1 protein-coding gene is annotated in these 847 nt (G+C 45.9%); it reads right to left on the bottom strand.

The window, feature by feature from the left end; translation table 11 throughout:
- The coding region (locus LB467_RS18635; protein ID WP_224475656.1) for a pyridoxal phosphate-dependent decarboxylase family protein at positions 1 to 847 on the bottom strand (847 nt) is incomplete at both ends.

Genomic DNA, 847 nt, shown 5'->3' with positions numbered 1-847 from the left:
TTATATGCATCGCTCCCACGTTTAAAAATAAGGGCAGTAGAAAGGGATGGTGTCATCATCATCTTGTGGTAATCCACCACTACCGAATCAGCCTGCTCAATTCCTTTAACCAGATATTTATAATGAGTTGAAAAAGCAGCAGGCGCACCATGAGCCCCATCTACATGGAACCAAATGCTATATTGTTTACAAAAGTCGGCAATGGTCTCAAGGTCATCATAAGACCCGGTGGAAGTGGTACCTGCACATCCTACAACACAAATCACCTGCCTTCCATCTGCGACTGCTTTTTGATAATATTCTTCCAGTAGCTCTGTTCGCAGCTGGAAACGATCATTTACCGGCACCTTGATAATTCCTTCGTCTCCAAAACCCATAATACGTGCAGCACGGTCAATACAATAGTGAGCCTCATCTGAAACCAAAACCGCAGGCTTCAGGCCTTCTTCATATCCTTTGCGCCACACTTTCGTCACAGCGGCCCTCGCTGCCAGAAGAGCTGTAAGATTGCCAAGAGACCCGCCAGATGTGACAAATCCAGATGCTTCCGCGCTATAGCCAAGCGTCTGTGCCAGGTCTTCTGTAAGGATTTTCTCGAGCGTATTTCCCACCATACCCATCTCATATACTCCCATTCCCTGATTAAGAAGGGAAATTAATGCTCCGGAAAGCACAGTTACCGGTAAAGTAGGAGTTGTCTGGTGCCCCAAATATTTCCTACGGTGAACCTGTACAGATTTTTCCATTACATCTGTAAACAGCTCCATAGGTTCCTCCAGGGTTGGTTTTGAAAAATCATGCTGCCAGTATTTTAGTTGTTCTTCGGGATGCTGCCAGGAGATTGCTG

This window comes from Salegentibacter tibetensis, assembly GCF_020164485.1.
GTDB classification, from domain to species: domain Bacteria; phylum Bacteroidota; class Bacteroidia; order Flavobacteriales; family Flavobacteriaceae; genus Salegentibacter; species Salegentibacter tibetensis.
The sequence above is the reverse complement of the archived record's forward strand: the minus strand, read 5'-3'. Positions and strand labels throughout refer to the sequence as shown.